Genomic DNA, 12840 nt, shown 5'->3' on the forward strand with positions numbered 1-12840 from the left:
AAAACTATGCATATTAACAAAATTTAGGAGTTTTTATAAATATAAAATTTATAAAAAGTTGAATTTTAGCTAATATAGAGATATTATTATAAAAAGTTAAGTAATTAGATTCTAATTACTTAACTTTTTTAAATTTCTTGAAAAAAATTTAAGCCAAATTAAGGAGATAGTCGTCTAATAAGTAGAAGGATAAAAAAACAAGTAGAGAAGGTGATTAATATTGATAAATTAGTGAAAAAAGCACAAAAAGGCAATGATAAAGCATTTTTGAAGCTTTTTAAATTTTATGAAGAAGAATTATATCGAATTGCTTATGTATATGTAAAGAAAAAAGATGATGCATTAGATGTAATTCAGGAGACAGCTTATCGTTCATTTAAAAATATAAAATCTTTGAAAAATCCAGAACATTTTAAAACTTGGGTAATAAGAATTACAATCAACTGTGCTATTGATCATATAAGAAAAAATAAAAAAGTAGTTCACTTAACAGAGGGATATGAAGAATTCATAGGAGATTATGATGAAGATATACCACTTAAATTAACAATTAATGAACTTCTAGACAAATTAAATACAGATGAAAAAAGTACTATTATATTAAAGTATTATAATGGATATACCTTTAAGCAAATATCTGAGATATTAGATATTCCTTTAGGAACAGCAAAATCTATATTATATAGGGCATTAAAGAAGCTTAGATATGAATACTCGAAGGGAGAGGATATTAGTGAGTAATAAGATAAAGCAAGAAATAAATAAAATCGAGATTCCTAAAGAACTTCATGAGAGAAGTAAAATGGGTATTTTAAAAGTCAAAAATGAAAGATATAAAAATAGAAAAAATTATAAATTTAAAAATATTAGTCTAGTTGCTGGTGTAATTGTATTAATTGGAGTTATTTCTATCTACAATAACTGGAATCAAAATAACAATATACCTAAACAAGGTGAACTTATTGTTAATGAAGATGGAAGTATAAAGATTCCTAAAATTCAATTATCAGATGATTTATCACATGCAGATATGATAGGTTTAATAGTATATAATGGTAAAATTTATACACAAACAACTACAGAGATAAAATCTGAGAATGCAAAAAAAATATTAGGGGAAATGCTTGGAACAACAAAAGGAAATATTGATGAATGGAGTAATCAAAATGCTTATGATGAGGAATTTGCATCAACTATAGGGGAAACTGATGTTTATTCTGTTAAAGGATATGATGAAGAATTTAGAATTATGACATATAAAGAAACGGAAGGAAAATCTTATGCTGAGTTTTATGAATCTTTAAATGGAATTACTGTACATGATGGTGAAGATATATTTGGTAAATTGAAAATGAGTGAAAATGTATTAAATGCTAAGTATAGAATTTTTAGTGACTGGGATAATAGTATTGATAATTATCATTCTATTAGTAACATGGATGCTGTAAACTCATTTATTGAATATCTAAATAATGCAAAACCTTTACTTCGGGAATCAAATTCAGATCCAATAAGAAATTCTAGAAATAATGAGGAATATAGGAATTTAATAATTGAATTAAATGATGGATCTAAAGTCAATTTAACATTAATTAAAGGTGGATATATCTATTATGGGTATATGAATATATATTTTAAAATGAATGAAAATGAATTTTTAAAAATATGGAATGAGATTAAATAAATATAAAATACCTATTTGCAGTAATTAGATACTGTAAGTAGGTATTTTTTATTATTAAACCTAGTTGTTAATTTTATTTTTAATAATAAAACTGTTAATTTAAATTATATAATTTTTAAAACTTCATAATATCTTCAAAATTCACTTCTATAATGAATTCAAAGGGAATCAATTGATAATAAATATCAATTGAAAATTATTCTTGACAAAACAAAAAAGGTATCTTATAATGTAATTACAACATACCCCCTAGGGGTATAAAGATTTAAGCAAAAGATTATTAAAATCAAAAGTAGAAATCTTTTACTATCAAGGAGGTTAAATATGAAAGTTCAAGTTAACAAAGTGGTAGACGCTAAAGGCTTATCATGTCCAATGCCTATTGTTAAAACAAAAAAAGGCATGGATGAAATAACACCAGGCCAAGTAATTGAAGTTCAAGCAACTGATAAAGGTTCCTTGGCAGATATTAAGGCATGGGCTAAAAGTACAGGACATGAATATATAGGAACTACAGATGAAGACAACATATTAAAACATTATATTAGAAAATCTAGTTCAGAAGAGGTTAAATCAGAAGAAACATTTCCTCACACTATAAGTCAAGAAGAGGTAGAAAAAAATCTAAACTCAGAAAGAGTAACAATATTAGATGTAAGAGAGCCTGCAGAATATGCTTTTAATCATATTCCAGATGCTGTATCTATTCCTTTTGGAGAATTGGAAAATAGATTAGATGAATTAGATAAAAATAATGAATTATATGTAGTATGTCGTACAAGTCATAGAAGTGATATGGCTAGCAAAGTATTATCAAGTAATGGATTTAAGAATGTAAAAAAAGTGGTTCCAGGAATGTCTGAATGGCAAGGACCCATGGAGAGTAAGAACAAATAAAAAATAAATTAAGATAATTATAAATAGGAGGTAATAAAATGAGTAAGAAAAAAATTGCGATAATTGCAAGTAATGGTGGTTTATTTGATGCATATAAGGTGTTTAATATAGCAACTGCAGCTAGTACAACAGATTCAGAGGTAGGTATATTCTTCACATTTGAAGGGTTAAATTTAATTCACAAAGAAGGTCATAAGAACTTAGAGATGCCTAAAGGTAAAGAGCATTATGCTGAAGGTTTTAAAAAGGCAAATGTTCCTTCAATTGAACAATTAGTAGAAATGACATCTGATTTAGGGGTTAAACTAATTGCTTGTCAAATGACAATGGATGTAATGGGATTAGAAAAAGAAGATTTTGTAGATGGCATAGATGTTGGTGGAGCTGTAACATTTTTAGAATATGCTAACGATGCTGATGTAGTATTAACATTTTAGACAATATTAATTAAGGAGGTATATATATGAGTGTATCTATGATGAGTAGATCTGAGACTTTTAATCGTATAATTAATAAAGAAGAATTGTTTATTTTAGATGTTAGAAATGCTGAAGAGTTTTCTGAATGGAAAATAGAAGGAGAAAATATTCAACACTATAACAAACCTTATTTTGAACTTTTAGAAAGTGTTGATGGTATTCTTGATAAACTTCCTAAGGATAAAGATATTTTAGTTGTATGTGCTAAAGAAGGTTCATCTAAAATGATAGCTGAAAAGTTATCTGAAAAGGGATTGGATGTTTACTATCTTGAAGGTGGTATGAAAGAATGGAGTGAATATTTACATCCTGTTAAAGTTGGTGATTTAAAAGAAGGTGGAAGTGTTTATCAATTTGTAAGAATTGGAAAAGGATGTTTATCATATTTAGTGGAATCTGAAGGCGAAGGTGTAGTAATTGATGCAGTTAGAACTATAGATGCATTTAAAGATTTTGCTAAAGAGAATAATATAGAAATAAAACATGTACTTGATACCCATTTACATGCAGATCATATTTCTGGAGGGAGACATTTAGCGAAAGATGTAGGAGCCGCTTATTGGCTTCCACCTAAAGATGCTACGGAAGTAACATTTAACTATGAAGAATTAAATGAAGAAAAAGAAATTAAAATTGGTAGTAAAAATATAAAAATTGAGCCTATATATTCTCCAGGGCATACTATAGGTAGTACGTCATTTAACATAAATGATGAATACTTGATGACAGGTGATATTCTATTTGTAGAATCAATTGGTCGACCAGATTTAGCAGGAAAAGCAGAAGACTGGGTTTCTGATCTTCGAAATACACTATATAGTCTATACAAGAAATTACCAAATAATTTAATTGTTTTACCTGCACACTTTGGTAAAGTTAGTGAACTTGATAATAAAGGAAGAGTAATGGAGTCACTAGGAGAACTATATAAAGTAAACTTAGGACTTAATATAAATAGTGAGGAAGATTTTAGAAAGACAGTAACAGAAAATCTTCCACCACAACCAAATTCATATAAGGAAATACGTCAAGTGAATATGGGGAAAATAGAACCTGATGTGGATGAACAAAGAGAAATGGAAATAGGTCCAAATCGTTGTGCTATACATGATTAAAGGAGAGATAAAATGAAAGTAGATAAAGTATTAGATGTTAAGGGACTATCATGTCCTATGCCTATTGTGAAAACTAAAAAAGCAATCGATGAACTTAGCGTTGATCAACTACTTGAAGTACATGTTACTGATAAAGGTGCAAAGAATGATTTTGCAGCATGGATGAAATCATCAGCGCATGAATTGTTAGATACTCAAGAAGAAGAGAATGTTATAAAATTTTATATAAGAAAAGGGAATTAAAAAAAGGGCATCATATGATGCCCTTTAATCCCAAAATAATATGAAAGGAGCAATTGAATTATGATTAAAAAAATTCCAGCTGTCAAATGGATGTCTGAATATAAAAGTGAAAATTTAAGTAGTGATATACTTGCTGGTATAATTGTTGCTATAATGCTAATTCCTCAAGGGATGGCATATGCTATGTTAGCTGGATTGCCACCTGAGATAGGATTATATTCCTCAACTATTCCTTTAATTATATATGCTTTATTTGGTTCATCTAGACATCTTGCTATTGGTCCTGTAGCTATGGTGTCTTTATTAGTTGCAGAAGGTATTTCTGGTATTGCTACATCTGGTTCAAGTGAATATATAAAATATGCATTGATATTAGCATTAATGGTGGGAGTAATACAATTTTTATTGGGAATATTTAAGTTAGGGTTTATAGTTAATTTCTTATCTCATGCAGTTATTAGTGGTTTTACATCTGCAGCAGCTTTAATTATTGGATTAAGTCAATTAAAACATTTACTTGGAATTGATTTAGGGAGAGGTAAGACAGTATTTCATTTAATATATGAAGCTATAATGCGTATTAATGAAGTAAATATTATTGCTTTATTGATAGGCATTATAAGTATTGCTATTCTTTATTTTGTCAAAAAGAAATTTCCTAAATTTCCAACCCCACTTATAGTAGTGATGGGAAGCATATTAATAGTTAAAGGATTTAATTTAAATGAATTAGGTGTTAGCATAGTTGGAGATATACCTAAAGGATTACCATCTTTTTCATTTCATGAATTAAATTTTGATGTATTTTCTACTTTATTTCCAATTGCATTAGTAATTTCTTTTGTTAGCTTTATGGAATCTATAGCTGTTGCTAAAGCTTTAGCTGCTAAAGATAGATATAATGTTGATTCGAATAAAGAGTTGATTGGATTAGGATTGGCTAATATAGTAGGATCATTTTTCTCATCATATCCAGTGACAGGAGGCTTTTCTAGATCTGCAGTTAATTATCAATCTAATGCGAAAACAGGTTTAGCTTCAATAATTACAGCATTAATTATAATAGTTACACTTATCTTCTTTACTGGATTATTCTATTATTTACCTAATGCAGTACTAGCATCAATTATAATGGTATCAGTTTTTGGATTAATTGATATTAAAGAAGCTAAATATTTATTTAAAGTAAAAAAAGCAGATGGTTGGACATTAGTTATTACCTTTATATCCACACTTGTATTAGGTATTGAAAGAGGTATATTAGTTGGAGTTGGGGTTTCACTTCTAATATTTATATGGGAAAGAGCATATCCTCATATAGCAGAATTAGGCTATTTAGAAGAAGAGGGTGTATTTAGAGATGTAGCAAAACATCCTAATGCAAAGACATATAAGGAAGGTGTAATCTTAAGAGTAGATGCATCTCTTTATTTTGCAAATATGAAATTTTTAGAAGATAAATTATGTAATATAATAGGTGAAAATAAAGAAATAAAATGGTTTATTCTTGATTTTTCAGGAGTTAATAAAATAGATGGTGTATCTATACACTCACTAGAAGGTATATTAGGAAATTGCAAAAATAAAGAAGTTGAATTTTATTTAAGTGGAATTAAAGGATCAGTTATGGATATGATGAAAAGAGCAAAATTAGATCAAAGATTAGGAAATAAAATAAAATATTTAACAATTAATCATGCGTTAAAAAAAATAGAGCCTTATGCAAGTAAATAATCTTAAGTTTAAGGGAGGACGTATTAGTTATGAACACTATAAAGCATGATATAGCATTACAAAAGTTGATTAAAGGAAACAAAGAATATGTAGCAGAAAAGTCTTCGGATTCTAATAAATCATTAAAACGACGTCAAGAAGTAATGGATGAACAAAATCCTTTTGCAGTTATATTGAGTTGTTCAGACTCTAGAGTTCCACCTTCAGTTATTTTTAATCAAGGTATTGGAGATTTATTTGTTATACGTACAGCTGGAAATACTATAGATGATTTAGTTATAGGAAGCATTGAATATGCAATAGAAAACCTAGGTGTACAATTAATAATGGTAATGGGACACGAAAAATGTGGTGCTATAGATGCAGCTATACAAGAAACTACTAGTCTTGGACATATGAATAGCTTTGTAGAAACAATAAAACCTGCTATCGAAAATATGGACAAAGATTTAATGGATAAGTGGAATAATGCATCAAAGATGAATGTATTAAGTATAGTTGAAAGATTAAGCCTATCAGATCCTATTCTAAGCAAAAAAATTAAAGAAAATAATTTAGAGATTATTGGTTCATTTTATCATCTAGATAGTGGATTAGTAGAAATTATTAAGTAGCTAAAAACTTCCTTAAACATATGTTTAGGGAAGTTTTTTAATTTATATAAATATTCATAATATCTTCAAATTTATTTTTTAAAATAAAATATATAAAAATGTATAGGAGATGAAAATTTGGGTATTAACTTTAGTAATATAATTAAAAAATTATTTAGAGAAGATCATAATGCTATAAATGCAATAGGTATTTCAGTAAATGATATATCTAATCGTATTGAGAAAAGTAGCTTAAGCGATAAAAAAGAATTAGAAGATATAAGGTATGATATTGATTTTGCATTAGAATTTTCTGATGTAATTTCCAATGAAGAGAAAGAAAAATTAGAAGAGTTAAGGTCACAATTAGAAATAAAACTTCTCTAAATATATATTTAGAGAAGTTTTATTTCTGGTATTGTTAAATATATTCATTTTTTTCTAATATATATAAAAGAATAAATCCAAAGACTATAAATACTAATGTAAAAATAGTTTCATAAATTAAATTCAATTTATACACCTCACAAATAGATTTACGTATAGTATTCTCAATATAGTAGAAAATAAATACAAATATAAAATTTATTTTGGAGGTAAAAAATATGAAATTATTTGTAGAAGTAGTAGTACAAACATTTTTAGCTTTTTTTACAATATTATTTATTACAAGACTTTTAGGAAGACAGCAAGTTGCTCAACTTACATTTTTTGAATATATTAATGGAATAACATTTGGTTCAATAGCTGCAACTCTTGCCACTGATGTTAATCAGCATACTTATCAACATTTTATTGGGTTATTATTATTTGGTGTTTTGACTGGGTTAGTTTCATACATTTCTCTTAAAAAAAGACAGTTTAGAAAAGTTATTGAAGGAGAACCTATAATAGTTATTCAAGAGGGGCAAATACTTGAAAATAATTTAAAGAGAGCTAGATATAGTATAGATGAATTGAATCTTTTATTAAGAGATAAAGATGTATTTTCTATAGAAGATGTAGAATATGGATTATTAGAAATAAATGGAAAGTTAAACATAATAAAAAAGTCAGATAAGGAAACTGTTACTCGTGAAGATCTAGGAATATTAAGTAGTACGGATTCACTTTTTACAGAAGTAATAATAGGAGGACAAATCATTTACGAAAACCTTAGAGAAAGAAAAATGACTGGAAAAGATTTGATGAAAATGATTAAACCATTTGGTATTAATCGCATTGATGAGATATATTATTCTGCTATAGATGAAAATAATAAAATATACATTGATAAATATGATGATAAAATTAAATCTCAAATTGATATTAGTGAAGATAATAAAAAAATTTAACGGTGTATTCATTGATAATTCTTATCATTTACAAATCAATATCAATGTGATATTATTTTTATAATTAAAACAATTAAAAAGGGGAATAATAGTAATATCTCATATGTTGGAAGGAAGATAGACTTGAAAGATTTGAAAGAAAAAGCTGAAATAAGAAGTTCAAGAAAAAGAGATCATGTACAGCATGTATTAAAAAATAAATTTGAAAGTAATAATTATTTTAATGATGTATATTTAGAACACAATTCTTTACCTGAAATAGATTTTAATGATATTAATACAGAATATAATTTTTTAGGGAAAAATATAAGCTTTCCTATAATGATAAATGCAATGACGGGAGGATTTGACAGAGCAGTAGAAATCAATAGTAATCTTGCGAAAGTAGCAAAAAGATTAAATATACCTATGGCAGTAGGTTCTCAGACTATTGCTATAAAAGATAAAGATTATGAATCCTCTTTTAAAATAGTTAGAGAGATATTGGATGATAGAGTTGTTATTTCAAATGTTAATGCTTTTGTAGATGTAGATGAAGCAAAAAAGGCTGTTGATATGATTAATTCAGATGCACTTCAGATACATATAAATCCTGCTCAAGAAATTTGCATGCCAGAAGGAGATAGAAATTTTAAAGGAGTTTTAAAAAAAATAGAAAAAATAGTAAAAAACATAGAAAAGCCAGTTATTGTAAAAGAAGTTGGGTTCGGAATTTCTAATGATGTAGCTAAAAGATTATATAATGTAGGAGTTAAATATATTGATTTAGGTGGACATGGAGGAACCAATTTTATAAAAGTTGAAAATGCAAGAAATGAAGATTTCGATTTTGATGAATTATTTGAATGGGGAATACCAACAGCCCTTAGTCTTTTAGAAAATAAAAATATAGCTAGTGATTTAAATATTGTATGTAGTGGAGGTATGAGAACTGCTAATGATGTTATAAAAGCATTAATTATAGGAGCAAATATGGTAGGTATTAGTGGCCCGATCTTAAGGGAATTAGAAGAAAGAGGTCATGAAAGTGCTTATAAATATCTAGAAAATATAATATATAAATCTAAAGTAATAATGCTTCTTTTAGGAAAAGAGAATCTAAGAGATTTAAAAACTGTACCATATAGAATAAAGGGACAACTTAAAGAATTGATGGTTAATATAAATGAATAAATTACCTGCTAAATTATCAACAAGTAATGCCCATAGTAAAATTATATTAGCTGGTGAACATGCTGTTGTTTATGGAAAACCTGCAATTGCAATCCCTTTTCCTTTAAAAGTTAGTTCTACTATAGAAAGATCACGTGGAAATATTATATTTGAATCTGATATATATACTGGTTTTCTTGATAATATGCCTTTGCAGCTCAAAGGTATTTCTAATTGTATAAAACAAATATTAAATTATTTAAATAAACCTATTAGTGATTTACGAATTAGGATTATTTCTTCTATCCCAATAGGTAGAGGACTTGGATCTAGTGCTGCAATTAGTATTTCCATTGTAAGAAGTTTATTTTCTTTTTTTGGTCAAAAACTTACACAAAAACAATTATTTTCTTTTGTACAAGTAGCTGAAAACTATGCCCATGGAAATTCAAGTGGATTAGATATTATGGCTGAATTAAGTGAATACCCTATATGGTTTGAAAAGAGAATAGGAATAACATATATAAAGAATCAAAAACCTTTATATGTAGTTGTAGCTGATACTGGCAATAGTGCTAATACTAGAGTAGCAGTAGAAAATGTAAGGAAAAGATATAATGATAATCCAGAAAAAGTGCAAAGAATACTTAACAAAATAGAACAAATTACAATTGATATAAAAAAAGCTCTTTTAAAAGGTAATACTGATTTAGTTGGTAGATTACTTACATATAATCATAATGAGCTTGTAAATATTGGAGTTAGCGATAAGTTCCTTAATAAATTAGTTGAAAAATCCTTAAAGGCAGGAGCTTTAGGAGCTAAATTGACTGGTGGCGGATTAGGTGGTTGCATGATTGCTCTTGCAAAAGATATAGAACAAGCTAAAATAATTTCAAATAGATTAATAAAATCAGGTGCATATCAAAGTTGGTATTTTTCAACTAATGAAGATATTGTTATGGAGGTTAAATAAATGAAAGCTACAGCAAAAGCAAATACTAATATTGCACTTATAAAGTATTGGGGTAAGCGAGATGAAAAATTATTTTTACCTACAAATAATAGTATATCTATTACCCTTGATAGATTTTATACTGTTACAACAGTTGAATTTAAAAAAAATATTACAAATGATATTTTTTATTTAAATAATAAAAAGGCTGATAAAAAAGAACAAATAAAAATTTCTAGTTTTTTGGACAAAATAAGAGATTTTTCTGGAACAAATTTCTATGCAGTGGTTAATTCTGAAAACAAGGTACCTACTGCAGCCGGTTTTGCTTCTTCTGCATCAGGTTTTGCAGCACTTGCTGCAGCATCAATAAAAGCACTTGGTTTAGAATTAGATAAAAGTGAATTATCAGCTATTGCAAGGCAGGGCTCAGGTTCTGCTTGTCGTTCAATTTATGGAGGATATGTTGAGTGGGAAAAGGGAGAAAGAATAGATGGAAAAGATTCTTTTGCAAAAAGACTTCTACCTGAAACTGATTGGAATATTAGTATACTTTCAGTTCTTGTAAATTCCAATAACAAAAATATATCCAGTAGAGAAGGTATGAAAAGAACTGTAGAAACTTCACCTTTTTATTCTGCTTGGCTTGATACTGTAGAAAAAGATTTAGAAATTACTAGAAAAGCAATAAAATATAAAGATTTTGAAAGTCTTGGAGAAGTAGTAGAAAAAAATGCACTTAAGATGCATGCTACTATGCTTGGATCTGAGCCACCAATATTATATTGGCAAAGTGGTACTATGGATGTAATTCATCACATTAAGAGTTTAAGGTTATCTGGAATTTCTGCTTATTTTACAATAGATGCTGGTGCAAATGTAAAAGTACTTTGTAATCCTAGTGATGAAAAGAAGATATATGAATCTTTATTGAAATTAGAATCAGTACAAAATGTTATTGCTTGCCACCCTGGTAAAGGAATAACATATTTATAATTAGAGGTGAATACGATTCTCCGTCTCAAGAAAGGGGCTATATACTATGAAAGAAAAAGAAAATGTAAAAAATAACATTGAAGTTTGGGAAGATATTGTAAGTATTAAAGATTTAGTTATGTCACTTATAATTTGTAGTGTAACTACTTTTGTAGCATACATATTAGCACCTAATGAACCTCCAAAACCATTATTTTTTGGGTTATCAGGTGCTATAATAGGTTTTATAATTTCTTCTATTTTTATAAAACCTAAAAGAATATTTATAGAAACAAATGAGGAGAATTAATATGGATTTAATTTTAATATTACAAATGATTCTTGCTGCTATAATTGCAGCTGTTATGTATACTGTTATTGGTGCAGCTCCAGGTGCAGATGAAACTGCAACTATTGCACCAATAACTTTAGTTTTAGTTTTATCAGGTCTAGACCCTGCTATAATATTAGCTTTTTTTATTTCAGCCATTATAGCTTGTAAATTAATTGATTCTGTTCCAGTTTCAATAGCAGGTATTCCTGCTGGTGTTATGTCTACTCCAATGGTAGAACATGCTATGGTTCTTAAGAAAAATGGTTTAACTGATACTAGTATTAGAAAAATAGCATCAGGTGCTATTATAGGTACTATTGTATCTATACCAGTTAGTTTATTTTTAGCCCAAGCATTAATTCCTTTTGCAAAAATAATTGAGAAATATGGTGATCCAGTATTTTTTGTTGGAGCCATATTATTAGCACTAATGAGCAAGAAAAAATTAATTGCAATTGTTTCAATATTACCTTTTGCATTATTAATTCAAGGACTTAGATATATGTATTGGGGAGTTGGAACTGTACCAGAAGATACTAATGTATTTATTTCTTTTTTCTTAGGTATTACAATTGGACCTGTAATACTTACTTTATTTGAATTATTAAATAAAGATAGAAGAGATAAATTTGAACGATATGATAAAAAATCTATTTATATGAAAAATACTGAGAAGATAAAAAAATTTCCAAACCCATTTAAAATATTAACAAAAAAAGAGATAGGATATAGTGTTTTATCCTCACTTATTGGTTCTGTTACTTTTATATTAAGTCCTGTTGGACTTACAACATTTTTTGGAGAGTTATTTTCAAGCAGGACAAAAGATGAAGTGGAAAAAGCTTCTCTTGCAGTGTCTACAATGGAGTCATTAGCTCAATCAACATATATATCAGGAGCTCTTATACCACTTATTGCTTTAGGAATTCCATTATCACCTGTAGCTATTGGTCCTGGTAACCCACTTTTCAATGCTCCACCTGTTTTTACATTAGATAATAATATGCATCATTTATTATCTACATCAGACTTTATACTTGCAACTTTAATTGGTGCAATAATTGCCTGTGGTTTTACTTTTTATATTGCAGTTAAATATTCAAGGGAAATTTGTAGATTTGTATTTAAGAAAATTCCTCATGAAGCATTATTAGGATTATTCTTTAGTTTAGTATTGTTACTTGCATTTATAGACGGTGGTATAGTTAATATTTTTGGTGTTCTTTTAATAGGAATTGTATCAGGTCTATTTTATAGATTAGGTGTAAGTTATGGAGTTTTATTTATGACTCTTTATTCAGCACCATGGATTATAAAAGCATTATCAACTCTGTAAAGAAAGGAT

General features: G+C 27.7%; 15 protein-coding genes. All 15 read left to right on the plus strand.

The window, feature by feature from the left end; translation table 11 throughout:
• The first annotated feature begins 210 nt into the window (after window positions 1–210).
• The gene (locus tag E0D94_RS05045; protein WP_207289640.1) at window positions 211–741 is read left to right on the plus strand and encodes an RNA polymerase sigma factor; all 531 of its coding nucleotides are present in this window, start codon (window positions 211–213) and stop codon (window positions 739–741) included.
• Window positions 734–1684 carry a hypothetical protein gene (locus E0D94_RS05050; RefSeq protein ID WP_130806198.1) on the plus strand — a complete coding sequence of 317 codons (951 nt, stop codon included), beginning with the start codon at window positions 734–736 and terminating at the stop codon, window positions 1682–1684. Before E0D94_RS05045 ends, E0D94_RS05050 begins: the two co-directional genes overlap by 8 nt.
• A gap of 324 nt (window positions 1685–2008) precedes the next feature.
• The gene (locus E0D94_RS05055) at window positions 2009–2581 is read left to right on the plus strand and encodes a sulfurtransferase TusA family protein (protein ID WP_130806199.1); all 573 of its coding nucleotides are present in this window, start codon (window positions 2009–2011) and stop codon (window positions 2579–2581) included.
• Window positions 2582–2619: 38 nt separating this feature from the next.
• Window positions 2620–3018, plus strand: coding sequence for a DsrE/DsrF/DrsH-like family protein (locus E0D94_RS05060; RefSeq protein WP_130806200.1), 399 nt, complete (start codon window positions 2620–2622; stop codon window positions 3016–3018).
• Window positions 3019–3044: 26 nt separating this feature from the next.
• Complete coding sequence (locus E0D94_RS05065; RefSeq protein WP_130806201.1) at window positions 3045–4175, plus strand: MBL fold metallo-hydrolase; 1131 nt, start codon at window positions 3045–3047, stop codon at window positions 4173–4175.
• A gap of 12 nt (window positions 4176–4187) precedes the next feature.
• Window positions 4188–4418 (plus strand): sulfurtransferase TusA family protein, encoded by a 231-nt coding sequence (locus E0D94_RS05070; protein ID WP_130806202.1) that lies wholly within the window; start codon window positions 4188–4190, stop codon window positions 4416–4418.
• Window positions 4419–4478: 60 nt separating this feature from the next.
• A complete protein-coding gene (locus E0D94_RS05075; RefSeq protein WP_130806203.1) occupies window positions 4479–6152 on the plus strand; it encodes a SulP family inorganic anion transporter in 1674 nt (557 codons plus the stop codon).
• A 29-nt stretch (window positions 6153–6181) separates the two neighbouring features.
• On the plus strand, window positions 6182–6766 hold the full coding sequence (locus E0D94_RS05080) for a carbonic anhydrase (RefSeq protein ID WP_130806204.1): 585 nt from the start codon (window positions 6182–6184) through the stop codon (window positions 6764–6766).
• Window positions 6767–6883: 117 nt separating this feature from the next.
• Complete coding sequence (locus E0D94_RS05085; RefSeq protein ID WP_130806205.1) at window positions 6884–7132, plus strand: hypothetical protein; 249 nt, start codon at window positions 6884–6886, stop codon at window positions 7130–7132.
• Window positions 7133–7350: 218 nt separating this feature from the next.
• Window positions 7351–8079 (plus strand): DUF421 domain-containing protein, encoded by a 729-nt coding sequence (locus E0D94_RS05090; RefSeq protein WP_130806206.1) that lies wholly within the window; start codon window positions 7351–7353, stop codon window positions 8077–8079.
• A gap of 123 nt (window positions 8080–8202) precedes the next feature.
• Window positions 8203–9252, plus strand: a complete 1050-nt coding sequence (gene fni, locus E0D94_RS05095; RefSeq protein WP_207289642.1) for a type 2 isopentenyl-diphosphate Delta-isomerase — start codon at window positions 8203–8205, stop codon at window positions 9250–9252.
• Entirely contained in the window at window positions 9245–10207 is a 963-nt protein-coding gene (mvk, locus tag E0D94_RS05100) for a mevalonate kinase (protein ID WP_130806207.1), read from the plus strand. Before fni ends, mvk begins: the two co-directional genes overlap by 8 nt.
• Window positions 10208–11182 (plus strand): diphosphomevalonate decarboxylase, encoded by a 975-nt coding sequence (gene mvaD, locus E0D94_RS05105; protein ID WP_130806208.1) that lies wholly within the window; start codon window positions 10208–10210, stop codon window positions 11180–11182.
• Window positions 11183–11228: 46 nt separating this feature from the next.
• A complete protein-coding gene (locus E0D94_RS05110) occupies window positions 11229–11471 on the plus strand; it encodes a hypothetical protein (protein WP_130806209.1) in 243 nt (80 codons plus the stop codon).
• A 1-nt stretch (window position 11472) separates the two neighbouring features.
• Window positions 11473–12831, plus strand: coding sequence for a tripartite tricarboxylate transporter permease (locus E0D94_RS05115; RefSeq protein WP_130806210.1), 1359 nt, complete (start codon window positions 11473–11475; stop codon window positions 12829–12831).
• Window positions 12832–12840: the final 9 nt, after the last annotated feature.

The sequence above is a fragment of the Senegalia massiliensis genome, from assembly GCF_900626135.1.
Classification (GTDB): domain Bacteria; phylum Bacillota; class Clostridia; order Tissierellales; family SIT17; genus Anaeromonas; species Anaeromonas massiliensis.

What these genes read in the sequence shown, in the direction of transcription:
- E0D94_RS05055 (WP_130806199.1), top strand. Translation starts at nt 2,009, where the DNA reads ATGAAAGTTCAAGTTAACAAAGTGGTAGACGCTAAAGGCTTATCATGT.
- E0D94_RS05060 (WP_130806200.1), top strand. Translation starts at nt 2,620, where the DNA reads ATGAGTAAGAAAAAAATTGCGATAATTGCAAGTAATGGTGGTTTATTT.
- E0D94_RS05065 (WP_130806201.1), top strand. Translation starts at nt 3,045, where the DNA reads ATGAGTGTATCTATGATGAGTAGATCTGAGACTTTTAATCGTATAATT.
- E0D94_RS05070 (WP_130806202.1), top strand. Translation starts at nt 4,188, where the DNA reads ATGAAAGTAGATAAAGTATTAGATGTTAAGGGACTATCATGTCCTATG.
- E0D94_RS05075 (WP_130806203.1), top strand. Translation starts at nt 4,479, where the DNA reads ATGATTAAAAAAATTCCAGCTGTCAAATGGATGTCTGAATATAAAAGT.
- E0D94_RS05080 (WP_130806204.1), top strand. Translation starts at nt 6,182, where the DNA reads ATGAACACTATAAAGCATGATATAGCATTACAAAAGTTGATTAAAGGA.
- E0D94_RS05090 (WP_130806206.1), top strand. Translation starts at nt 7,351, where the DNA reads ATGAAATTATTTGTAGAAGTAGTAGTACAAACATTTTTAGCTTTTTTT.
- mvk (WP_130806207.1), top strand. Translation starts at nt 9,245, where the DNA reads ATGAATAAATTACCTGCTAAATTATCAACAAGTAATGCCCATAGTAAA.
- mvaD (WP_130806208.1), top strand. Translation starts at nt 10,208, where the DNA reads ATGAAAGCTACAGCAAAAGCAAATACTAATATTGCACTTATAAAGTAT.
- E0D94_RS05110 (WP_130806209.1), top strand. Translation starts at nt 11,229, where the DNA reads ATGAAAGAAAAAGAAAATGTAAAAAATAACATTGAAGTTTGGGAAGAT.
- E0D94_RS05115 (WP_130806210.1), top strand. Translation starts at nt 11,473, where the DNA reads ATGGATTTAATTTTAATATTACAAATGATTCTTGCTGCTATAATTGCA.